This window comes from Campylobacter hyointestinalis subsp. hyointestinalis (genome assembly GCF_013372145.1).
Classification (GTDB): domain Bacteria; phylum Campylobacterota; class Campylobacteria; order Campylobacterales; family Campylobacteraceae; genus Campylobacter; species Campylobacter hyointestinalis.
The window spans coordinates 1,416,920-1,440,439 of record NZ_CP053827.1; the positions used below are offsets into that span (position 1 = coordinate 1,416,920).

A 23,520-nucleotide genomic window follows, 5' to 3' on the forward strand; every position below is an offset into this window, starting at 1 on the left:
ATAGCTTTATAAATGTTAATGCAAATTTAAAAATTTATAAAGTGCTAAAGTCGCAAAATACAACTTTAGCAATAAATTTAAGATATAAATCTAAATAGATAGCCCAAATACCCAAACTCCAAGAGTCATAACTATAAGAGTTATCAAGAATATACCTATGATATTTAACCAAAAACCGGTTTTTATCATATCGCTGATTCGCACGTATCCAGAGCCGTAGGCTATAGCATTTGGCGGAGTCGCGACAGGTAGCATAAATGCACAAGTAGCAGCTAGTGCAACAGGTACTGTAAATAACATAACATTGCTTCCCTCATATCCAAGACCTAAAGCCACACCGGCTATTACAGGCAAGAACGCAGCTGCCGTAGCGGTATTTGAAGTGATCTCGGTCAAGAAAATAACAAGCGCAGTTACTATCAATATAACCACAAGTATCGGCATAACGCCAAGTGCGCTTACTTGATGTCCTATCCATAAAGATAGACCTGTTTTGCTAAATTGAGCAGAAAGTGCAAGACCTCCACCAAATAATATAAGGATATCCCATGGAAGTTTCTTAGCACTATCCCAGTCTATAAGTCTCTCTCCGCTTTTGTTTGCAGGAATGATAAAGAGTAATACAGCGACGCTCATAGCGACGATCGTATCAAGACTACCTACTTTTATCCCGTATGCTTTTAGTATAAATCCAAGGAATATCCAGCAAAGTGCAGCAGATACGAACACGGCGCCTACTAGCCACTCAGCACTACTCATATTTCCTAGTTTTTTATACTCTTCATGAATGATTTCTTTACCTCCTGGTATCTCGTCTATCTCAGGTGGGAATAACCAATAAACAAGCAAGGCCCAACAAATAGCAAGCATAGTTACGGCTAAAGGAACACCCATTATCATCCACTGACCAAAACCGATCTCTACGCCGAATTCATTTTTCATATGAGCTACAAGAAGTGCATTTGGCGGAGTTCCTATGATAGTACCAAGAGAGCCGATAGAAGCGGCATAAGCGATACCAAGCATCAAAGAAATACCAAAATTTGAGGTAAATGCACTTGTTCTTGCTTTTACTTCTTCGACTATATCTTTACCTTTGTGGATAACAGCACTTGCGATACCGCCTTGAGTACCTTTACGAGCTATTTCATCAAGATGTCTCATATCTCCTTCTACAGTACCATCATCTTTACCAGTAGTAAGCTTACTAACTAAGTGAAGAACAGAAAGTCCTACTGGAAGCATCATAACAGCAGTGGCAGTATTGCTAACCCACATAGATAAAAATCCAGTCGCTACCATAAATCCTGCTACTAAACGACGCGGACTTGTTCCGATTAGTAACACAATACCAAGAGCTATCCTAGTATGTAGATTCCACTTTTGCATAGCAAGAGCTAGAACGAACCCACCCATAAACAGATATATAGTATCTGAAGCGTACGGAGCAGCAGCTGATTTAAAGCTATCAACCCCTAAAAGAGGGAACAAAACCATAGGTAAAAGAGCAGTAGCAGGAAGTGCTATCGCTTCAGTCATCCACCATATACCCATAAGAACTGCAACAGCAGCGACTATAGGAAGACCATCTATATTTAGCTTTTTGCCATTTGCCGCAGCGTTTGCTATATCTCCGGCATTGCTTGGCATCATATAATACACCAAAAGAGCAGCCAAAATACCACCAAAAAGACCGACAATCTGAACGGTACTGGTCTTTTTATCCACAGGAACATTAGGATTAGACATAATTCCACCTTCTTTTTATAATTTTATTAATTTCGGATATCATTCTAACAATAAATTTAATCAATCAGTATAATTTTGCTTATATTTTTTAATTTTTTTAATAATAATGTGAAGATATGTAACACTAAATTTAAATTATAAAAACAAATTTAAACATAAATTTTAAATTTTAGGTCAAATAAAGTTTCATATATAAACAAATTTAAGATAATCTGATATTAAAATTATTGAGATATAATTACAGATTTTAAATTTAATGGACGAGTTATGAATGAAACTATAAAAATAACAGGTGCGAAAGAGCACAATCTTAAAAATATTAGCCTAGAAATACCAAAAAACCGCCTCGTAGTATTCACAGGACTTAGTGGTAGCGGAAAAAGCACACTCGCTTTTGACACGCTTTACGCAGAGGGTCAAAGACGATATATAGAGAGCCTTTCTTCTTACGCAAGACAGTTTTTAGACCGTATAGGAAAACCAGACGTCGATCATATCGAAGGACTTACTCCTGCTATCGCAATCGATCAAAAATCAACAAGCAAAAATCCTCGCTCAACCGTAGGAACTATAACTGAAATTTATGATTATTTAAGACTTCTATATGCTAGAATCGGAGTTCAACACTGTCATAAATGCGGTAAAATCGTCTCAAAAATGAGTGCAAGTGATATCATAGATCAGATCACAAAGCTTCCTGATGGCGCTAAGATAACAATACTGGCTCCCATAGTACGTGAAAAAAAGGGAAGTTTTTTTGACGAACTAGAAAAATTAGCCAACAAAGGCTACGTAAGAGCTATGATAGATGGCGTTATGGTGAGACTGGATGAAGAGATAGAACTCAGCAAAACCAAAAAACACACTATAAAAGTCGTGATAGATAGAGTAGTCATAAGCCCAGAAAACTCTTCGAGGATAGCAAGCGACGTCGAAAAAGCACTCCATGAGAGTTTTGGTGAAGTAGAGATCGATATAAGCAATGCTGGGGAGCTAAATTTAGAAAAGAGCTTTATACACTTTAGTGAGCATAATGCTTGTTTTGATTGTAAAATATCATTTAACACGCTTGAGCCATTAAGTTTTAGCTTCAACTCTCCAAAAGGTGCTTGTCCTAGTTGTGATGGACTTGGAATCCGTTTTAGCTTAGATCTAAACAAAATCATCGATGAAAATCTCAGCGTAGAAGGTGGCGCTATAAAAGTGATGTATGGATTTAATAAGAGTTATTTTTATAAATTTACGCTTGCTTTTTGCGAACAAAACGGCATAAATATTAAAACTCCTTACGGCGAACTAAATGAAGACGAAAAAAGGCTTATACTTTACGGAAATGCTAAAAATATAGATTTTTTATGGAAAAGACATAAGATAAGTAAAACTTTTGAAGGTGTCTTGAAAATAGCTTATGAGATCTTAAAAGACGATAAAGATTTTAGTGATTATATGACTGAAAAACAGTGCGAAGTATGCAACGCTAAGCGCCTAAAACAAGAGAGCTTAGCAGTCAAAGTCGCTGGAAAAACTATAGGCGATATCATAGATATGAGCATAGAAGACTGCACTAAATTTTTTAGAAATAGTTCAAATTTTGCTCATCTAAATGATCAACAAAAGATGATAGCTACACCGATCTTAAAAGAGATAAACGAAAGACTATTTTTTCTTTATGATGTCGGACTTGGGTATCTAAGTCTTGGTAGAGACGCTAGAACCATAAGCGGCGGCGAAGCCCAAAGAATTCGTATCGCAAGCCAGATAGGAAGTGGACTTAGCGGCGTAATGTACGTGCTTGACGAGCCTAGCATAGGACTTCACGAAAGAGATACTTTAAAACTCATAAAAACATTAAGAAGCTTGCAAGAAAAAGGAAATACGGTAATCGTTGTCGAGCACGACAAAAAAACTATAGAAGCTGCTGATTTTATCGTAGATATCGGTCCTGGGGCAGGGATTCATGGCGGAGAAGTCGTATTTGCAGGAACTTACGAAGAACTTTTAAAAGGTGGCACTCAAACAGCAAACTATATAAACGGTAAAAAATCCATAAATTATTATAAAGGTAGAAAACAAAGCGACTTTCTAAGCATAAGCAACGTAAGTTTAAATAATATTTCAAATTTAAATGTCAAATTTCCGCTTAGAAATTTAGTAGGAGTAACAGGAGTAAGCGGTAGTGGAAAAAGCTCACTCGTACTCCAAACTCTACTTCCAACTGCTCTTGAAGAGCTAAACCGAGCTAAAAAAGTACAAAAGATAAAAGGCGTAAAAATAGAAGGTTTAGAACATCTCGATAAAGTTATCTACCTTGATCAAAGCCCTATTGGTCGTACACCGCGCAGCAACCCTGCAACCTATACTGGAGTTATGGATGAGATAAGAGGGCTTTTTGCCTCTACAAAAGAGGCAAAACTCAGAGGGTACAAGATAGGAAGATTTAGTTTCAACGTAAAAGGCGGTAGATGTGAAAAATGTAGCGGAGAAGGAGAGATAAAAGTAGAAATGCACTTTTTACCAGATATCAACGTGGTTTGTGATATCTGCAAAGGCTCTCGCTACAACGCCCAGACTTTAGAGATAGAGTACAAAGGCAAAAATATAGCCGAAGTTTTAAATATGAGCGTAGATGAAGCGCTTGCTTTTTTCAAAGCCGTACCGAAAATTTACGCAAAACTAAAGACTATAAGCGACGTCGGACTTGGATACGTGACTTTAGGTCAGCCAGCAACCACTCTAAGCGGTGGCGAAGCACAACGCATAAAGCTCTCAAAAGAGCTAAGTAGAAGCGATACGGGAAACACTTTGTACGTGCTTGATGAGCCAACTACTGGACTTCATTTTGCAGATGTCGATAGACTAGTAAAAGTATTGCATCATTTAGTAGATCTTGGAAACTCAGTCATAGTCATAGAACATAACCTTGATGTTATAAAAAACTGCGACTATCTGATAGATATGGGACCTGAGGGCGGAGCTGGAGGCGGAAAAGTAGTGGCTAAAGGAACCCCTATTGAAGTAGCTAAAAAATATAAAAAAACAGGCTCATTTACTGGAGAGTTTTTAGAAAACGAACTAAAAGATATGGGACTCTTAAAATAAAAGCCAAGATAAATTTAAAGTTTTTATAGCAAGATAAATTTAAAAAATGACACTTTAAATTTTGTATAATGAGGATAAATTTAAAGTTTTTATAGTAGAGTAAAAGTAAGATAAATTTGAAGTTTTTATAGATTAGTATAGACCACAAGAGGATTGCAACTCTTGTGATCAAAAGGAGAGAAATGTCTGCCATCAAAAAGATGGCAGTTTGATTAGTATCCTAAAACTAGCATATTAGAATTTATATTTTACGCCTAAGCTTCCATTGACGTATTTATCGTCTCCGTTTGTTTTAAAACCAACACTTATGGTAGTAGATAAGTCTCTTGTCACTGCATACTCACCACCTGCTATCACTTTAGCATACGTATCTTTGCTCTCATCTGCTTTTGTGGTAAATGAAGTGCTAGCGCCTCTAAATTTAGACACTAAGTCATCTCTGCTTACGCTGAGTTCTTGCTCAACGCTAGGAGCTACAAACATAAAGCTTCCGTCACTTAGGTATTGTCTAAACTCTACGCCTAAGTTTGCACTAAGAGTTGAGCCATCTATTTTGCCAACTTCATAACCTTGTATTGTAGCATTGCTTAGAGTAAAGCTATCGTTTTTGTTGTATGCGTAATTTAGCCCGATAAATGGTTTGATAAAGAAGTTATTTTGAGCTTTAACCACATAGCCGTAAGTCGCAGCGATATTTATAAATTTAGAATCATAATCGCCATTTAGGTATTCATTTACTAGCTTATAGTTGTTTATATCGTTTTTACCTATACCAAAGCTTAGTGTAGTATCAAGCTCACTATCGCCAAGGTAAGCACGACTGTAAATTCCAAGCTCAAAGTTATCTGCTTCACTCTCTAAGTAGCTTGTATCTAGATCTGATTTTGCATAAGTGAAGTATGAACCAAGCAAGAAGTTATCAAAGCTTCTATCATATCCTACGCTAAATCCATAAAGTTTTGGATCGCCATTATCGGTGTATCCTTTAGCTCCTATGACGTTTGCCCACAGCGAGTTATCATAGTCAAATCTTTTTGTGTATTCTTTTATGATGCTTGATAGTGCAGAGTTGTCGCCACTTGCTAGCTCTAAGCCTTCCATATTTTTTATAGCACTAGCTAAAGCAAGATCTTTGCTATATGGAGAGCTAAGCTTAGCAAGTCTAGTCATAGTATTTGTTTGGTTTGCCATAGATAAAGCAGTAGCTGGAGCGTTAAGACCGCCACCTATAACATTGCTTAGAGATTTGCTTGCTTCATTGATAGGTTTTTCTATCTGCTCTGCGATGTCTTGAGCCATAGTCGCATCGGTAACTTGTCCGCGTCTATCTGTAGTTACTAAATTTAGATTATTAGCTACAAAGCTTCCCAAACCAGCTTCATTTAGTGATTTTACTACATTTGAGTTGCTTGCTTTTACTACATCTGAAAATGAACTAGTTACGGTTATTTTATTTAACTGCTCTTTCATACTGTTTAAAGCTGCTAAAAGCTCGTTATAATCTTTTTTTTGATCATCTGATATAGCATCATCAGCTAGTAAATTTTTTAGCTTTACTGCATCGTAATTAGCAGGGTCTATAGTGATACCTTGAGTTTTAATAGCATCTATTGTGGCGTTTGTTATCTCAGCACCTTTTGCATTTGCTAAATCATCTCCGCCGTCTAAGTTAGCTCCACCAGCTCCGCCTAATTCTTGAAGCTTTTGTGTAACTATATCTGCTTGCTTTTTCAAAGCTTCATCATCTTCTATTTCAGTGCCAGTGATAATTTTGGGGTCTGAATCAAAAGCTTCTTGTCTTGCACCTTCAATAGTCATTTTTAATTCATCTGCTCTTTTTACGAAATCATTTAAAGCTTGCATTATTTTTGGTTGAAGAGTTTTTAATGCTTCTATATTTGCTTCTGCTTTGTCTTTTGTGCCACCATTACCAGTTACGCCAGTGTATATGGTATTGATTAGATCAGATACAGTTATTGTAGCATTGCTGGCTTTATCTAGTAAATCAGTATCATCTTTTTTTAGCTCGGCATTTAGCGTTGCGTAAATTTTAGTGGCATTTTCGGCTACATTTTTTATATCAAGTTTATCTTGATCTTTTTCTGCTATCTTAGAAAATAATGTTTTAATATCCTTAGCGACTTTTATAGCCAAATCTTTTGCAGCATCTTGTTTGTCTGCTTTTATTTTAATGTCGTTTGTGCCGTCATTTATTAATGTGCCTTCTTTTGAATTCGGATCGATTGTTATAGTTTGCAAACCATCAGATTCTAAACCGTTTGCGAGATTCGTGAACTCAACGGCTAAATTTTGTAGCTCTTTAGCAGAACTTCTAAAGTTTGCTATATCTGTTGCAAATTGTGTTTTATAGTGGTTGGCTGAATCAACTGCTTCAATAGCTCTACTGTATGCCTGTTTAGCCACGAATGGAGTAACTGCGGCTAAAAGGCTCGACCCCCCCCCTATTGTCATAAGCGCTGAAGCTAGCACCAAAGAAAGTTTAAATCCTTTCATGATTTCTCCTTAAAAATTAATTTAATGGGGCGAAAGTATAGCACATAAATGGCGTAAAAAGCAATTTTTGTTTAAAATTTATTTTTGATAACGAATATTGCATACTTTGAACGTTTCGTAATGTAATGTTTGGATATGGGGGGGGGTAGGAAGAGGGTTATTTTCTTTAAATTTAATAACTTTTTTATATTTTCTTAAGAAAAAATGCTTTTTAAAGGTCGGCTTTGCCGGTGTGTGAAGTGAAAAACCTAAATTTAGTCCGCTTTAGCCGGACGGATAACTTTAGTATTTGGTTCTTTAGCACGGATTTATTCGTGCGTTAAAAGAACATAAAAATAAAAAAATGATAGCTATTTTAGCTTATTGCTAAATTTAGCTTTATTTCCCATATAAACAAAGCTTAGCACTTCAGCTACTGCTTGAAATAGATTTGCTGGTATCATGGAATCCACATCGCAAACCTTGTAAAGTTCCCTTGCAAGAGGTGGATTTTCCACTATTTGAATTCCATTTTCAGCCGCTAGTTTTCTTATACGAAGTGCTAGATGATCTATGCCTTTTGCCAAAACTACAGGAGCTTTTTCCTTTTCCTTGTCATAGCGAAGAGCTACTGCGTAGTGAGTAGGGTTTGTGATAACGACATCAGCAGTAGGAATATTTTGCATCATCCTTTTACGCGCGGCTTGCATTTGAAGCTGTCTTATGCGCCCCTTTACTCTTGGATCCCCTTCCATCTGCTTGAACTCATCTTTAACTTCTTGTTTGCTCATTCTAAGCCCTTTAAAATACTGAAAACGAACTATAAAAATATCTGCGATAGCTATGATCAAAAACAAGAGTAACATAACTCCAGCCAAAATGAGCATTTTCTCTTTTAACCACAATAGCTGGTTAAACATAGGAAAAAATATGGTATGAGGAAGCTCTTTTACAAACTGCAAGAAAAAGTAAAATGCCACTCCAAAAACGGCACTTACTTTTAGTATGATTTTGATAGAGTCGATAAGTTTTTTAAGTGAAAATAAATTTGCTAAACCTTTTATAGGATTTATCTTACCAAAATTCGGTGTCAAAGGCTCAGTTGTAAATAAAAATCCAAATTGCATTACATTTGAAAGAATTCCTGCTATCATGATAGAAACGGCAACTGGAAGTATGATGAGTATGACTTGAAGCATGGTATGGATAACTATTTTAAAAAATAGCTCTTTAGTAAGCTCTATACCAATCAAATTTTGATAATAAATATAAAGCTTGATAAGTCTCTCACCCATAAACGATAGCAAAAGCACAAGTGCGATTATACCGACTAGAAGTGTCACAAAACCGCTTGCGTCTTGCGATTTTGGGACATTACCCTTTTGTCTGGCGTCTTCTAGCTTTTTACTGGTGGGTTCTTCTGTTTTTTCTTGATCGTCTGCCACGGCTATCTATAACTTACTATATCTTTTATATCGCGTCTGTATTTTTGGCTTATGGCATTTTTTCTATATCCAAAAGTAAGCACTAAAGCAACTCTTTTTTGTTTTGTATCTATACCTAAAACACCTTCTAGCTGATCACGCACAAAACCTTCAATAGGACAACTATCTATTCCTAAAAAAGCGGCTTGCATCATCATATTTTGCGCAGCCAAATAACACTGCGCCCTAGCCCAACCAAAAAGTTCTTTGTCGCTAGTGCCCTCGTTGTCTTTAAGCATATTTGCATATTTTTGTAAGTATGCTTTTTGTTCGTCTTCACTTTTATCTTTTCTACTACAGATTATGGATTTAGCATAGTCTGAACTAGCTCTTAGATCATCTATTTTAGCATATATCACTACAACTTTTGAAGCAGTTGTGATCTGGACTTGATCCCAGCACGCCTTCTTCAAATCTTGCAAAAGCTCTTTATCTTCAACTACTTCAAATTCCCACGGCTGCATACCCATAGAAGAAGGGGCTAGTCTACCAGCTTCTAAAATATCATCAAAATCTGCACTGTTTATTTTTTTATTTTCATCAAAAACTTTACACGCATGACGAAAGTTTAAGGCTTCTTTGAAATTCATCTTAATCCTTTTAAATCAAATTTATCTTATACTCTTTTTCTTTTGTTACCACGCCTATTATCTCAGCTTTTTCATAACCGGCATTTTTTAAATTCGTTAATGCTCTATAAGCATCTTTTTCGGCTATGCTTAAAATTAATCCGCCACTAGTTTGTGCGTCGCAAAGCAATATATCTGGGCTTGTTTGGCAAAATCTGGATATAAATTTAGCATTTTTGTAGCTACCTTCTGGTATTAGTCCAAGATCTGCGTATTTTCTTGCACTATTTAAGATAGGAACTAAACTTTGATATATATCAAAGCAAATATCATCTCTTAACATCTCGCTTAAATGCCCTAAAAAACCAAATCCAGTAACATCAGTAGCAGCATTTACTTTTATATCTTCTAAAGCTTTAAGTGCATAAAAATTAAGCTGCGCCATTACACTTACTACTTCACAGGTCTCATCTATGCTTAAAAATCCACCTTTTAAAGCCGTGCTTAAGACACCACTTCCGAGAGGTTTGGTAAGTATAAGCAAATCACCTAATTTAGCCGTATTGTTCGCCCAAAAATCATTTGGATTTACGATGCCAGTTACGCTTAGGCCATAAATATTTTCTACTGTTTCTATACTATGTCCACCGACTAAAACAGCGCCGCATTCGCTTATTTTATTTTTGCCTCCAACCATAATCTCTTTTAAAATATCTCCGCTAAAATGACAACTATCAAAACCTACTATATTCATAGCTGTTATCGCTTTTGCACCCATAGCAAAGATATCGCTGAGCGAGTTTGCAGCTGCTATCTGTCCATATAAAAACGGATCATCGACCACCGGGGTAATAAAATCCAAAGTCTGAACGATAGCCGTATCGGCATCAAGCTTAAATACTCCTGCATCTTCATTGCTATTTAGCGATGAAATGAGTCTGGGATCGCGCCTGATTATGTCGCCGATACTCTGTGTTAGACCCAACGGGTCTAGTTTGGCTGCACAACCTGACGCTTTTATAAATTTAGTAAGATTTTTATTATTATAAACTAACTGTTTCATTTTCTAAAAGTATATTCATTATCTCAAAAGCATTGCTCATACTTCCTACTCCTAGTCTATCTACAAGCCCCATAGCTTCTAAACAACTACCACAACTCAAGATCTTGACGCCTAAACCCTCTAACTCTTTTAAAGCGGCATAGCTAGGATGAGATCTACCAGTAGTCATTAAAACTGCTTCATTCACGCATACTATATACGCTGGTCTTTTACTCTGTTCTAAAGAATGGATAGAGCCTAAAAACTTAGCTAAAAGCCCTCTTCCGATAGGATCGCTTCCGACTTTATCTTCTTTTAAAAATAAAACTTTATCTTTAAATTTGATATCGCAATTATAGTTTTGAACGTTTTGGTCTATCAGCTCGTGAGTTTTTTTAAGAATAAGAGTATGATCGCCACCTTTTGAACTAACGCTAAACTCAAATTTATTTGTACTCAAAAATTTTTTAACATTTGTAAATGAAGCTTCACTATTTAGTAAAATCTCTAAATCATCACCTATATTTAAATTCTCTATGCTATATTTTGTCCTGATGATCGGCTCTGGACAATCTAAATTTCTACAATCTATTTGCACTATTTCTCCTTAAATTTTGTATATTCAAACCTTGAATCAAAAGAATTATAACGAATTTTTATATCGATAACGATTAAGAAAAAAGATTAATTTCTCCTAGCGTAATCTTCATAGCCAAACTCACGCACGGTCTTTATCTCTCCGCTTTTACCTATCATAACTAAATTTGGAAGTTTTACGCCATTAAACGTACTGTTTTTGACTATGGTGTAGTGAATTTGATCTTCAAAAATAACCTTATCGCCGACTTTGATCTCATTATCAAATTTAAAAATAGGATCGCCGGCAGCCGCTCCTACGATATCTCCAGCAAGACAAGTAGCACCACCAAAACGATAAGCAAATTTACCATTACTGCTCTCACCACGCATTTTTGGGCGGTAAGGCATAAGAACGGTATCTGGCATATGACACTCCGCAGAAGCATCTATTATACAAGTTTTTTCTTCGTTTTCTACGATATCAAGCACACTTGAGATCAAAAATCCGCATTGCCAACCTACTGCTTCGCCTGGTTCTATGAAAACCTCTACGCCGTATTTTTTTCTAAATTTTTTTATAAGATCTATGAGCAAATTTATATCGTATCCGCTTTTTGTAATGTGATGCCCACCACCGAAATTTATCCATTTCATTTTTGGTATAAGATTTCCAAACTGTTCTTCAAATTTACATAAAACAAGCTCTAAACTTTTAGCACTCTCTTCACAAAGTGCATGAAAATGAAGTCCGTCGATACCATCTATATCTGTCTCATTAAAATTTGCTTTTGTTATACCAAGCCTTGAAAACTTACTGCAAGGATTATACATATCAGTCGGACTTGATGAAACTTCAGGGTTTATTCGCAGTCCTATACTTTTACCGCTTTTTATAGCTTTTACTTTAAATTTATCCCACTGCGCAAAACTGTTAAATACCACGTGATTAGATAGACTTAGAACCTCGTCTATATCATCATCGCTAAATGCTGGACAATAGGTATGTATCTCTTTAAATCCGTGGAATTTAGCGTATTTTGCCTCATGCAAACCGCTACAAGTCGCACCGCTGAGATACTTTGCGACCAACTCCATACCTCCACTAAATGCAAAACCCTTTAAAGCACAAAGCACCTTTGTTCCGCTTTTTGTAGAAACATCTTTTAAAATTTGTAAATTTTTTTCAAGTTTAGCTTCTTCACAGACATAGGCTGGAGTTTTTATCTCATCAAATTTCATATACTCTCTTTTTTATTTTTGAAAGATTATACTAAAAAATATCTGAAATTTTGGAATGTTTTTTTGTGATAATAAATTTAAAATATTAGTCTATTTTACAGACCAAAGTCAGCAGGTTTTCTCGTAAAATCAGAAGAAATTTGTTTGATATCATTTGTCTGTATGAGCCTTAAAATAGCCTCTTTGCAGTGAGCCAAGATCTCTTTTAGTGCTACTTTTTCTTCTTGAGTAAACTCACCTAAAACATAGCTGATAACTCCGCCTTTTGTGCGTCCTATACCTATGCGAACCCTATCGTAATCATTTCCTATAAGACTATCTATAGATTTTATACCGTTGTGTCCACCACTACTTCCACCATTTTTAAATCTTACACTTCCAAAAGGAAGATCAAGATCATCGTGAACAACTATTATATGGTCAGGTTTATAAAAATCGTTGATAGGTTTGACGCAAAGTCCGCTAGCATTCATAAAAGTAGTCGGTTTTGCAATGAGTTGTGAGCCTTTTTTAAAAAGCTCACCTTTAAATTTCGCAGAGCTAACATCGGTAAATCCACCGTCAAGAAGTAGCAGATCGGCTAACATAAAACCTACGTTATGGCGAGTATTTTCATACTCTTTACCGATATTTCCAAGCCCTACGACTAGAGTCATTATTTTGCTTTGATAACGCCTACTACAGCAACACGTCCAGCTTCAACTATACTAACGCCCTCAGGAACTTTAATATCACGAACAAGGACTGTGTTATCAACATCAAGCGGACTTACGTCTATATCAAAACTATTTGGTAAATTTTTACCAGTACATTTAACGGTTAAACGTTTTTTAGATTGCAATAAAACACCTTTATTTTTAAGACCGATTGGAGTTCCAAATACTTTAACAGGAACCATGTATTTTGACACTTCATCATCAAGCACAACTTTTAGATCTACGTGTTTTAAAGCACTTGTTACTGGATGTTTTTGATAATCAACAACCACGACATTATAAGTTTTGCCGCCAACATTTATAGGGAATTTCAAATCGCTTTTGCTTTTTACGGCTTTGATGAAATCATTTACTTTGAATGCAGCATTGATATTTTCAATACCTTTTGCGTAAATGTTAGCGATTAGATAACCATCTTTCCTAAGAGCTTTTGTACTTCTCTTATCCATACTCTCTCTAACGATACCTTCTAACATCGTATTTCCTTTTAAAATAAAATAGTCGTGGATTATATCCAAATTTAGTTAAATTTAGACTTAGTCTATAGGTTTTAGAGGTATGATGTCATCATCTATCTCACAGCTTTTTGACCCATCTTTGTCGCCCAAAGTTCTGTTAAGATCGGCATTTTTTAGCCTTAGTTCTAGATCGTTTGAATTTGAAGCATTTTCTAATGCTTCTTTTTTGTCTATGATGCCTTTTTTATAAAGTTCTAACAGATGAGCTTCAAATGTTTGCATACCGCTATTTCCGCCAGACTCGTTTATAGCATCATAAATTTCGTCGTCTCTTCCTTCTAAGATCATATTTGAAATTCTAGGACTTGAAAGCATAATCTCAAGTGCTGCTATCCTACCTTTGCCATCTAAAGTTTTGCAAAGTCTTTGGCTGATTATGCCTTTTAAGACAGAAGCTAGTGAGAGCTTTATACGGTTTTGTTCTTTTCCTGGGAACATTGCGACTATTCTATTTATAGTATCTTTTGCATCTACGGTGTGAAGAGTAGAAAGTACAAGGTGTCCTGTCTCAGCTGCGTGCATAGCTGTTTCTATAGTCTCAAGATCACGCATCTCACCGACTAATATAATATCTGGATCTTCTCTCAAAGCTCCTCTAAGAGCGTCCGCAAAATTTACCGTATCTTGTCCTACGCTTCTTTGATTTATAATACAATTTTCATCTCTATAAACAAATTCGATAGGATCTTCTATCGTTATGATATGTGCTTTTCTATGCTTATTTATGTAGTTTATCATACTTGCTAAAGTCGTGGATTTTCCACTTCCAGTAGGTCCAGTAACTAGCACGATACCTCTATAGACTTTTTTACATATATCTTCAACTGCGCTTGGAAGTTTAAGATCTTCAAACGAAGGCGGATTTACTGGAATAGTTCTAAAAACAGCACTTACACCTTCCATTTGAAAAAAAATATTTACCCTAAATCTATAATCTTTATTTAATTTATAAGTAAAATCCACACTCTTTTTTTCTACTAATTCACCAAATCTACCGCGAAGTAGCTCTTTAGCAAGAGTGAGTGCTTCTGAAGGGTCTAAAACCCTTTTATTTTCTACTGGGATTATCTCGCCTTTGACTCTTTTTCTTATAACACCGCCGGCTTTTACGTGAAGATCGCTTCCTTTGGTATTTATGAGTTCCAAAAGATACTCATCCAACTCGGCTTTTAATTTAAAATCAAGCTCATTTATGTTTATATCATAATTCATAATGTTTTATCTTAAGCTTTTGAGTATCTCTTCAAAAGCATCGCAAAACGCTTTTAATCCATCATCAAGTAATATTTTGCAAGTATCATCATAATCTATATCCGCATTTTTTGCATCTGCAAAGAATTTATCCAAAACACTATCTTCTAAAATCTCTTTTGGAGTGTGATCTGATTTTATAAACGCTTTGATAGTATCAAGCGGAGCCGTATTTATCACATTTGGGTATAAAAGCTCTTTTATATAATAATCGCTTTCTAACTCGTTTCCTTTTACACCAGTACTAGCAAATAAAGCTCTGACATTGCTAAGTCCTGCGTTTTCTATCATTTTATAAGCTTTTGTAGCATTATAAATACCATATTTTGACGCCTCTAAATTTGCCTCTTTTAGCTTGCTATCAAGCAATCTATCAAAACGGCTTACAAATATGCTTATAACGCCTTTTGGTAGAGGTGCTCCGGGAAATCTTTTAGAGTAAGCTTTGCTTCCTTGTTTAAAGGCTTCTAGGCATTCATTTACAGCAGAGGTATTGAATATAAGAGTAGCATTTACGCTTATACCTTTTTTCATAAGTTCGCTCATAGCCTCAAATCCAGCCTTAGTAGCAGGGACTTTTATCATCACGTTCGGCATTTTTATAGTGTTAAATAGCCTTTTTCCCTCTTTATAAGTTCCTTCGCTATCATCATATAAATTCGGATCGACTTCTAAACTCACAAAACCATCATCACCGTCCGCATAATTTTTAAGCAGCTTATTTGCAGCGTTTTTAATATCTGATGTAGCTAAAATTTCATAAAGCTCTTTTGGGCTTTTTCTTTTATAATCATTCTTCATCTCTTCATAAGCGTTTGAAGAGCAAATGGCTGATTTAAAAATAGCAGGATTGCTTGTAGCTCCATTTATAGTAGAGTTTTGTATCAAATTTAAAAACTCGCCGTTTATAAAATCTCTTTCTAAAAAATCACACCACAGTGAAAATTTAATATCATCCATATACATAAAAACCCCTATAAAATTTGTTTAATTTCCCTTAGATCTTTTACATCTACTATGTGAGTTGCTGCTTTTTTAAGTATTTCGTTTGCGCAAAATGCTATACCAGTGCTTGCTTCTTTAAACATAGAAACGTCATTTGCCCCGTCTCCTACGCAAGCCACTTCTTCGTCTTTTAAATTTAAAAATTGCTTTAAACGTGCTAACATTTTACCTTTTGAGTCACTAAACATCATCTCTCCGCCAACGGCTCCTGTAAGAATCCCGTTTTTATGATGAAGTTCGTTTGCGAAGTTTATATCAAATCCAAGTTTAGCTTGTGCCGCGTCAGTTGCGATATGAAAACCGCCGCTAAATACAACCGTTTTTATACTTTTGGATTTTAAATAAGCTATGATCTCTTTTGCGCCATTTATAAATGGTAAATTTGAAGCTATATGTGTAGCATCTTCAAGTTTTAAACCTTCTATAAATTTTACTCTTTTCACTAAACTTTCATAAAAATCAAGCTCTCCAGCCATAGCTCTTTTTGTGATATCACAAACTTCTTTATCTTTTCCAACTGCTTTTGAAAGGATGGTGATAGTCTCACCATCCATCAAAGTAGAATCAAAATCAAATACGCAAAGTTTTATCATCTAAAGCCTTAAAAATCACGTTTTAAAAGCGCTTCGACTTTTAATATAGTAAGGATATTATTGTCCCTTTTACCTATACCTTGGATCATTCCTTTATCTCTTGCTAAAGTCTCAGGCGGCTGATCTATGCGGTTTTTATTTATCCTGATAGCCTCTGTAAGCCTATCTATAACAAAGCCTGCGATATTATCATCATCTTTCATAACTATGTAGCGTGTATTTGCAGTCATCTTTGTCGGATTTAGATTAAATTTGATTCTCAAATCTATAAGAGGTATTACGCTACCTCTTAGATTGAACACACCTAAAACATAGTCTGGAACACTAGGCACTCTAGTGTATTCTATAGGTTTGATTATCTCTTTTATGTACAAAATAGGAATCGCAAATTCTTCCTCGCCAACTATAAAGCCAACAAGTTGTTCAACTTCTTCTTTATCTCTAGCAGTAGGCTCTTTTATTTGTTGCTTCTGTTTTTGTAAAACTTGTTCTAATTTATCGCTCATTTTACTTTCCTTACATTAGCTTGATGTTTTTTCTAACAACATTTTCAAGGTATTCTGGAGAGTAAGGTTTTGTTATATACTCAGTCATACCAACTTCTACACCTCTTAAGCGATCGCTCTTACTGGTTCTACTAGTAACTGCTATGAGAGGTAAATTCCTATATTTAGAGTATTTTCTGATCTCTCCAGCTAGTGTATATCCGTCCATTCTTGGCATTTCTATATCTATTAAGATAGCATCAAGCGCATGCTCGCCTGATTTTACTAAATTTAACGCTTCAACGCCGTTTGTCGCCTCTATAACCGTTATGCCTAGTGGTTCTAATGATTTTTGCATTATAGTTCTATCCATTTTCGAGTCATCAACTATAAGAACTTTATAATCACTAGGTTTTTCTTTCGTCACAGCTTTAACAGTGGATTCTATGCTGGCTCTTATATCTATCTTGATCTCTTTTGCCATATCCATTATCATACCGACATCTACTATAAGCGTTACTTTACCATCTCCTCTTATCGTACCACCGGCTATTCCTCTAATGTTTTGCAAATAATTTCCAAGCGATTTGATAACTATCTCTTCTTGACCTATCAAGTGATCAACGATGATACCTAGCTTACTTTCAGCTACATTTATAACTACTACGTAAGTTTGATCTCCACTTTCAAATACCTGCTTTACGCCAAACAGATCGCTAAGCCTAACAAGACTAAGCACCTCATCTCTAAGGCGAAGAACGTTTTTACCTTCTATAGTGTAGATGTCTTCTACAGGTACTCTGACTGTCTCTTTGACGCTTGCTAAAGGAATAGCGTAAAACTCTTCTTGCGAACCTACTAGAAGCGATTGTATGATGGCTAGAGTTAGAGGTATTTTTAGTTTGATTATAGTACCACGTCCTGGCTCGCTATCTATATCTATAATACCATTTAGCTTGTCGATATTTGTTTTAACAACGTCCATTCCGACGCCACGTCCGCTTACGTTTGTAACTTTTTTAGCCATAGAAAATCCAGGTTTAAATACAAGAGCATAAGCCTCTTTATCACTCATAGCATCTGCTTCTCTCTCAGTGATGATACCACGCTCTACAGCTTTAGCTTTTACAGCTATAGGGTCTATTCCCTTACCATCATCGACTATTTCTATGACTATGTGATTTCCCTCATTATAAGCTTTTAGCTGGATGGTGCCTTTTTCTGGTTTGCCAACTTTAATCCTATCTTTTGGCTCTTCGACGCCGTGGTCGCAAGAATTTCTAATGATATGAACTAATGGATCGCCTATCTCTTCAACGATGGACTTGTCAAGCTCAGTCTCTTCACCACTGATCTCTAGATCTATCTGCTTGCCTAGCTCACGGCTAAGGTCTCTTACCATTCTTGGGAATTTGTTAAACACTTTAGCTATCGGAAGCATCCTTGTTTTCATAACAGCAAGCTGTATATCTGTGGTAACTAGACTTAAGCTTGAAACAACTTGATTTAACTCTTCGAGGAATTTTTCACCCTCATATCTCTCTTCTACATCATCATATATCTTAAGAAGTCTATTTTTACCTAAAACAAGCTCACCGATCAAGTTCATAAGATTATCGAGTCTTTTTACCTCAACACGTATGGTTTGCTCCATCGCCGCGCCCCCGCTTTGAGCTACTTGATTAGCAGCCGGTTTTTCTTTTGGGGACGGTGCTGGTTCAGGTTTTTTGATATCAGGCTCTGGTTTTGTCTCTTGTTTTGGAGCTTCGTTTTTCTTATTTTCTTTTCTCGCTTTATCTTCGGCTTTTCTAACTTTTAAAAGTCTTTCTATCTCTGCTTCTACTTCTGCTTCGCTAAGATTATTCACGTTTATATCTTCATCGTTAGATTCTGGCGCTTCTTGCGATACTTCCTCACTTACTTGCTCTTGTTCGCTTTGTTTTGCTTGTTCAGTAGGCAAATCTTCACCTTCACTTATCGCAGTAAGTCTTGTGCAAATATCGCTGATATCGATACCAGCACTCGCATCGCTGCCATTGTCTCTGATGCTTTTTAATAGAGCTTTCATCATATCTACAGATTCAAGTACAACATCCATGATATCAGGAGTTATCTTTAAGTCTCCATGGCGTGCTTTATTTAAAACGTCTTCCATATGATGAGTAAGTTTTGTGAGTATATCAAAATTTAAAAAAGATGAACTCCCTTTAACAGTATGCGCAACACGGAATATACGATTTAAAAGCTCCAAATCTTCCGGATTTGCTTCAAGTTCTACTAGATCGTGATCAATCTGTTCAATAAGTTCAAACGCTTCAACTAAAAAGTCTTCGAGTATTTCTTGCATATCGTCCATAAATCACCTCTTATCTAAATATTTTTTATGAGCATCTATCACTTTTATGACCTCTTTGTAAAGCTGAGTAGCGTTAAATTTAGTCAAGTATCCATCAGCTCCAGCCTCTTTTCCGTGCATTTCACTAAATTCATTGCTAAGAGACGAGTTGAAAATAATAGGAATATTTGCAAATCTCTTGTCTTCTTTCAAGCTAGCTGCAAAGTGAAAACCGTCCATCTGAGGCATCTCGATATCACTTATGATAACTCTTAAGTTTTGCTCTAGATCTTCTTTATAAAGAGCGTAAAGATCATTTATCTTTTCTAGCCCCTCTGCTCCGTCTTTTGCTTCAACAACCCTAAGTCCCATTTTCGTAAGAGCATCACCGACCAAACGTCTTGCAGTAAGACTATCATCTAACACCAAAGCCATACCGCTAAGTTGAGTCATCTCATCTACTTCCATCTCGATCTTTGGCTGATAAATTCCAAGTTCTTCAACTATGCTTTCTAAATCCAAGATCAAAAGAACTTCATCATTTTCTATCCTAGTTACGCCGGTTATCTTTGATTTATCAAGAGTACCATTTCCGACGCCGCCGCTAAAATTTGCCGGTTCGATATCTTTCCAGTTTATACGACGAATTCTTTTTGCTTCATGGACGATAAATCCTATAAATATATCGCTAAACTCAGCGATGATAACACGAGGTTTTAATATACTATCTTTTGGCTCGATTATATTCATCCATTTTGCTAAATTTATAACAGGGATAACCACACCGCGAAGATCAAAAATACCTTCTATATAGTCTGGGACTCCCGGAAGTTCGGTAAGATTTGGCATTTTGATGATTTCTTTAACTTTGGCAACATTTACTCCGTAAATTCCTTCATAAACTCTATCTTCGCCTTGTTTAAATATACGAAAATCAACAAGCTCCATCTCATTCGAACCCGTTTTAAGAATATTATCATCAAACATTTGGGCTCCTTAAGATTTGAAATTTCATTTCATCTGTGTATTCTACTATAAAATACCTTTGTTCACACGCAAAACAAGGTAAATTTATATAAATTTTATCATCAAACCGTAAATTTACACCTTGATGATAGTGTCCTTCGATGATTTTTGGAGTTTGGTAGTTATAAATCTTAGCTCCAATAACAAACTCAAAATCAACTATTTTATAATCAAGTCGCTTTATAGCTTGAGCTGCTAAAATCAGCTTTGATATCTTAAATTTAAAAAATCTATCTATGAGATCCATTATCCATAAAAATGATTTATTTCTCAAAAATCTAAGAGCCAAGCTCTCAAACGGCTTTAAAAAAATATCGCCGTGTGCTAAACTGACTTTTTGTCCAAATTTATCTGTAAAAATTTGAGGCTGAGCATAAATGTTAAACACTTCTATGTTTGGGAAAATTTCAGCAAGATTATAATCATGATTTCCCTCGAAATAATAAATTTTCATCTCTTTACTAAGTTCGTTTAAAAGCTCAATTTGGTCTTTAAAAAACTCTTTAGAATAAGTCGTATTTGAGAGATAATCAAACATATCTCCCATTATAAAAAGCTGTGGCGGCGTAGAGATGGCTCCATTTTTTAAAGATTTTAGAAAATTTAAAAAACCTTTTTTGTTTGCATTATCATGAGCATCGGCTATAAACAAAGCGCCGTCTAGAATTTCTCTCATATAGAGTCGCCGACTAAAGGAAGCCCTAAGCTTTCATCAAAACCAAACATCAAATTTGCATTTGCTAAGGCCTGAGATGAAGCGCCACGAAGAAGATTATCTATGCCACTATTTATCCAAATCTTACCATCATTATTTATCGCAAAAATATCACAAAAATGTGTTCCGGCGACATCTTTGATACTAACAGGCTCACGCCTAATGCGTATAAACTTCTCATTTTTATAAAAATCTCTTAAAATCTGAAGTGGATCAATACCCTTAAACTCATCTTTAAGAACCAAAAAACTACTCACTAACATTCCACGAGTAAGCGGTACTAAATGCGGCACGAACATTACATCAATATCATCTTTTAAACAGTCTTTGCGATTTTTATTTAAGTGCTCTTTTATCTCGCCCTCATGACGATGCGTAAGAGGACTATAAGCATTTACGTTTTCATTTACGCTTACAAAATGGCTAGTTTGTTTTAAGCTTTTTCCAGCACCGCTAAGACCGCTTTTTGCATCTATCATTACACCAAATTTAGGCTCTAACATATCTGCAAACGGTAGTAAAGCTAAAAGTGAGCAAGTAGGATAACATCCCGGATTTGCTATCAAATTTGCGGTTTTTATCTTATTTCTATTTATCTCTACTAGTCCATAAACAGCATCTTTTAATCCATCTTTATCTAAATGAGGACAATAATTTCTCTCATAATTTTCTAAACTCACTCGGTAATCAGCAGAAAGATCGACTATCTTTACGCCTGAGCCTCTCAACTCTTTAGCCACTTTCATACCTTCAGTATGAGGAAGCGCTAAAAATAGAAGTTTGCAACGCTTTTTTGCTTCATTTGTATCTGCGACTTCAACTTTTAAATTTAGTACATTTTTAAGACTTGGAAATATATCTTCAAGCTCATTTTGACTAGTTGCCCCTGCATAGCAAAGCTCAAAATTTGGATGATTTATCAAAAGTTTTACTAATTCAAGTCCGGTATATCCACTGATTCCTATTATGCCGACGCTTATTTTCATCTTTAACCTTAACTAAATTTGATCGGTTTATAGAATACTGAAACTATCTCTATCTCGCTTCTTCCATTTGGCAAAGTTAGTACCACGTCATCGCCTTCACTTTTGCCTATGAGTTGTTTTGCAAGAGGAGTATTTATGCTGATAAGACCCAACTCTAGGTTACTTTCGCTGATACCCACTATAGTATAAGTCGTTTCAAGCTCGGTATCAACATCCATTATAGTAACTGTTGAGCCAAATTTAACCTTGTCGTGTTCATACTCGCTAGGATCTACGACTTTTGCCCTACTTACTATATCGCTAAGCTCGGCTATACGGTTTTCTATAAAAGCTTGTTTTTCTCTAGCTGCGTGATACTCTGAGTTTTCTTTTAGATCGCCATGACCTCTTGCAATGTCGATTTCTTCAACGATAGCAGGTCTTTGGACGAGCTTTAGATCTCTAAGCTCCGCAGTGATTTTCTCATAACCATAAATTGTCATCGGTTCGGTCATTTTTCACCTCTATTTACATTTTAAACTGACCCTATTTTATCTAAATTTGGCTTAAAAGTATATCGGCGACTTTTTTAGCGCTTCCATGTTTTAAGTAGTCTCTAAGCTCTTTGCAAGCTCGTAAAAACTTACTTTTATCACAATTTTTATACTCATCAAGCAAAGCTTTTTTACTAACTTGCTCTTGGATCAACTCAACATTTAGCGCCTCTTTACCCATAAAATCAAATATAATATTTGCAAGTCCTACGTGTTTTAGTTTTACAAGCTTTCTAGCAAGCCATATATCGATCGCTTTTGCTTTATAGCAAAGCACAAAAGGAGTTCCTATAAGAGCCGCTTCAAGAGTAGCAGTTCCAGAACACACAAAGGCAAATTCACTTTGTAAAAGGGCTTTATGAGTATCAAAAACCACTTGAAACTCACTCACGTCGCCATAAATTTCATCTATATCATTCTTTAAATTTGGCGGCACTACTAAAAGTTTTTTACCATTTAAGCTTAATGCGACTTCTTTATATACAGGCATTAGTTTAGTTATCTCTGATTTCCTTGAACCCGGTAAAAACGCTACGATTTGGCTATTTAAAAGTTCTCTTTTTTGCACCTTTATCTCATCAAGCAAAGGATGACCTACGTAGTTTGAGCGCGAATAAAATGAAGCGTCAAAAGGTAAGATAGAAGCTAGATTGTCGCAGTATTTCTCCACTTTAGCTACGCGTCCACTTTTCCACGCCCAAACTTGTGGAAGTATGTAGTAAGTTATCTCACATTTTAAACCGGCTTCTTTTATAGCTTTTGCTAAAGGTAGGTTAAAAGCAGGACTATCTATAAGCAAAACCTTATCGCAGTTTTCAGCAAGCAAAACCATCTGTTTTAAAGCTTTTTTTGCCTTAAAAATTAGCGGTAAGATCTCCACAAATCCCATAGCTGAAAACTCTTTACTATCGTAAAGCACCTCACCGAATTTCTTATCAAAAATCCCACAGATTTCGCTATTTTTTAAATGCTTTAAAACCTCTGCTAAATGTAAATTCGCCGAAGCTTCAAGGCAAGAAACTAAAATTTTCATAAAAGGCGTCCTATCTTTTTGTTTCATTATATCAAAAATTTAAAAAGTTCGGGTAAAATGACTATAAAGG

Annotated in this window: 20 protein-coding genes; 1 reads left to right on the forward strand and 19 read right to left on the reverse strand. The window is 35.7% G+C overall.

The annotated features are described in order from the left end of the window. Positions 1–90 precede the first annotated feature (90 nt). On the reverse strand, positions 91–1,749 hold the full coding sequence (locus tag CHHT_RS07305) for an SLC13 family permease (protein ID WP_034963576.1): 1,659 nt from the start codon (positions 1,747–1,749) through the stop codon (positions 91–93). 267 nt (positions 1,750–2,016) lie between these two features. Between CHHT_RS07305 and uvrA the strand changes: the two genes are divergently transcribed. Then, positions 2,017–4,848, forward strand: a complete 2,832-nt coding sequence (gene uvrA, locus CHHT_RS07310; RefSeq protein WP_034963575.1) for an excinuclease ABC subunit UvrA — start codon at positions 2,017–2,019, stop codon at positions 4,846–4,848. A gap of 234 nt (positions 4,849–5,082) precedes the next feature. Here uvrA and CHHT_RS07315 read toward each other — a convergent pair whose 3' ends face one another. From CHHT_RS07315 to lpxB, 18 genes are all read right to left on the reverse strand, one after another. Continuing rightward, the gene (locus tag CHHT_RS07315) at positions 5,083–7,362 is read right to left on the reverse strand and encodes an autotransporter outer membrane beta-barrel domain-containing protein (protein ID WP_176318070.1); all 2,280 of its coding nucleotides are present in this window, start codon (positions 7,360–7,362) and stop codon (positions 5,083–5,085) included. Positions 7,363–7,712: 350 nt separating this feature from the next. Further along, positions 7,713–8,786: a flagellar biosynthesis protein FlhB gene (gene flhB, locus CHHT_RS07320; protein ID WP_034962150.1), complete on the reverse strand. Its 1,074-nt coding sequence runs from the start codon at positions 8,784–8,786 to the stop codon at positions 7,713–7,715. A gap of 2 nt (positions 8,787–8,788) precedes the next feature. Continuing rightward, complete coding sequence (locus CHHT_RS07325; protein ID WP_034962148.1) at positions 8,789–9,415, reverse strand: NAD(P)H-dependent oxidoreductase; 627 nt, start codon at positions 9,413–9,415, stop codon at positions 8,789–8,791. A 10-nt stretch (positions 9,416–9,425) separates the two neighbouring features. Continuing rightward, the gene (selD, locus tag CHHT_RS07330; RefSeq protein WP_074898791.1) at positions 9,426–10,457 is read right to left on the reverse strand and encodes a selenide, water dikinase SelD; all 1,032 of its coding nucleotides are present in this window, start codon (positions 10,455–10,457) and stop codon (positions 9,426–9,428) included. Further along, positions 10,438–11,034, reverse strand: a complete 597-nt coding sequence (gene yedF / locus CHHT_RS07335) for a sulfurtransferase-like selenium metabolism protein YedF (RefSeq protein ID WP_034962146.1) — start codon at positions 11,032–11,034, stop codon at positions 10,438–10,440. The genes selD and yedF overlap by 20 nt, the downstream gene beginning before the upstream one ends. Before the next feature lie 86 nt (positions 11,035–11,120). Beyond that, complete coding sequence (gene nspC, locus CHHT_RS07340; protein WP_034962144.1) at positions 11,121–12,254, reverse strand: carboxynorspermidine decarboxylase; 1,134 nt, start codon at positions 12,252–12,254, stop codon at positions 11,121–11,123. 95 nt (positions 12,255–12,349) lie between these two features. Then, entirely contained in the window at positions 12,350–12,910 is a 561-nt protein-coding gene (gene pth, locus CHHT_RS07345; protein WP_034962141.1) for an aminoacyl-tRNA hydrolase, read from the reverse strand. Then, positions 12,910–13,446 carry a 50S ribosomal protein L25/general stress protein Ctc gene (locus CHHT_RS07350; RefSeq protein ID WP_034962139.1) on the reverse strand — a complete coding sequence of 179 codons (537 nt, stop codon included), beginning with the start codon at positions 13,444–13,446 and terminating at the stop codon, positions 12,910–12,912. Before CHHT_RS07350 ends, pth begins: the two co-directional genes overlap by 1 nt. A 60-nt stretch (positions 13,447–13,506) precedes the next feature. Then, positions 13,507–14,700, reverse strand: a complete 1,194-nt coding sequence (locus CHHT_RS07355; RefSeq protein ID WP_064019857.1) for a type IV pilus twitching motility protein PilT — start codon at positions 14,698–14,700, stop codon at positions 13,507–13,509. Between the two features lie 6 nt (positions 14,701–14,706). Further along, complete coding sequence (locus CHHT_RS07360; protein ID WP_034962136.1) at positions 14,707–15,705, reverse strand: transaldolase; 999 nt, start codon at positions 15,703–15,705, stop codon at positions 14,707–14,709. A gap of 8 nt (positions 15,706–15,713) precedes the next feature. After that, positions 15,714–16,337, reverse strand: a complete 624-nt coding sequence (serB, locus tag CHHT_RS07365; protein WP_034962133.1) for a phosphoserine phosphatase SerB — start codon at positions 16,335–16,337, stop codon at positions 15,714–15,716. Between the two features lie 8 nt (positions 16,338–16,345). Further along, a complete protein-coding gene (locus CHHT_RS07370; RefSeq protein WP_034962131.1) occupies positions 16,346–16,843 on the reverse strand; it encodes a chemotaxis protein CheW in 498 nt (165 codons plus the stop codon). Positions 16,844–16,853: 10 nt separating this feature from the next. Continuing rightward, positions 16,854–19,178 carry a hybrid sensor histidine kinase/response regulator gene (locus CHHT_RS07375; RefSeq protein ID WP_034962128.1) on the reverse strand — a complete coding sequence of 775 codons (2,325 nt, stop codon included), beginning with the start codon at positions 19,176–19,178 and terminating at the stop codon, positions 16,854–16,856. Between the two features lie 3 nt (positions 19,179–19,181). Next, positions 19,182–20,144 (reverse strand): chemotaxis protein, encoded by a 963-nt coding sequence (locus tag CHHT_RS07380; RefSeq protein WP_034962126.1) that lies wholly within the window; start codon positions 20,142–20,144, stop codon positions 19,182–19,184. Continuing rightward, on the reverse strand, positions 20,137–20,859 hold the full coding sequence (locus CHHT_RS07385; protein ID WP_034962124.1) for a UDP-2,3-diacylglucosamine diphosphatase: 723 nt from the start codon (positions 20,857–20,859) through the stop codon (positions 20,137–20,139). Before CHHT_RS07385 ends, CHHT_RS07380 begins: the two co-directional genes overlap by 8 nt. Beyond that, complete coding sequence (gene argC, locus CHHT_RS07390; RefSeq protein WP_034962122.1) at positions 20,856–21,884, reverse strand: N-acetyl-gamma-glutamyl-phosphate reductase; 1,029 nt, start codon at positions 21,882–21,884, stop codon at positions 20,856–20,858. Before argC ends, CHHT_RS07385 begins: the two co-directional genes overlap by 4 nt. An 8-nt stretch (positions 21,885–21,892) precedes the next feature. Then, a complete protein-coding gene (gene greA / locus CHHT_RS07395) occupies positions 21,893–22,378 on the reverse strand; it encodes a transcription elongation factor GreA (RefSeq protein WP_034962120.1) in 486 nt (161 codons plus the stop codon). A 40-nt stretch (positions 22,379–22,418) separates the two neighbouring features. Next, positions 22,419–23,450, reverse strand: a complete 1,032-nt coding sequence (gene lpxB / locus CHHT_RS07400; protein WP_034962118.1) for a lipid-A-disaccharide synthase — start codon at positions 23,448–23,450, stop codon at positions 22,419–22,421. Between the last annotated feature and the right edge of the window lie 70 nt (positions 23,451–23,520).